The following is a 677-nucleotide window of genomic DNA, read 5'->3' as shown; positions in this document are numbered from 1 at the left end:
TTTATTCTAATATATTAATCACTCTCGTAATCAATACACTTTACATTGCATTTTCCACTCAACATGTCAAAGAACTTGTTACCGTTACTTACTAACAGTAAATGCTATTCAATTAAGAATAATTTTTCAAACCATATGTCTGAAAATTGTGGAGGATAACGGATTCGAACCGTTGACCCCCTGCGTGCAAGGCAGGTGCTCTAGCCAGCTGAGCTAATCCCCCAGATGTTTTCTTTTGGTGAACTCGTTCCGTTGACCCTCCCGATACTAGTCGGGATGTTCTAACCAGCCGAGCCATTCTCCAAATTTTTTCTTTTGGTGAACTCATTACGCTGACCCTCCCAATACTAGTCGGGATACTCTAGGTAGCTTAGCTAATTCACCGGATTATATCCTTTCAATAATATTTACCGCCTTAGCGATAAATCATTTAAGAAATAAATTTAATCTTTATAAGAATTTGGATAAGTGTGGGCCTGCGTGGACTCGAACCACGGACCTCTACATTATCAGTGTAGCGCTCTAACCACCTGAGCTACAGGCCCCCAATTGAATATTTAATTGAAGTAGCAGGTAAGATAGTAAAAGAAAAAGCCTGAATCCAGAAAGGAGGTGTTCCAGCCGCACCTTCCGGTACGGCTACCTTGTTACGACTTAGCCCCAGTTACCGGTTCTAC

General features: G+C 41.4%; 2 tRNA genes and 1 rRNA gene. All 3 read right to left on the bottom strand.

What is annotated here, in order from left to right:
• Nucleotides 1–149 precede the first annotated feature (149 nt).
• A tRNA-Ala gene (locus tag Q4534_RS24105) sits at nt 150–223 on the bottom strand.
• A 248-nt stretch (nt 224–471) separates the two neighbouring features.
• Nucleotides 472–545, bottom strand: a tRNA-Ile gene (locus Q4534_RS24100).
• 60 nt (nt 546–605) lie between these two features.
• A 16S ribosomal RNA gene (locus Q4534_RS24095) occupies nt 606–677 on the bottom strand; the annotation flags it as partial.

The sequence above is a fragment of the Cyclobacterium sp. 1_MG-2023 genome (genome assembly GCF_030546805.1).
Classification (GTDB): domain Bacteria; phylum Bacteroidota; class Bacteroidia; order Cytophagales; family Cyclobacteriaceae; genus Cyclobacterium.
The sequence above is the reverse complement of the archived record's forward strand: the minus strand, read 5'-3'. Positions and strand labels throughout refer to the sequence as shown.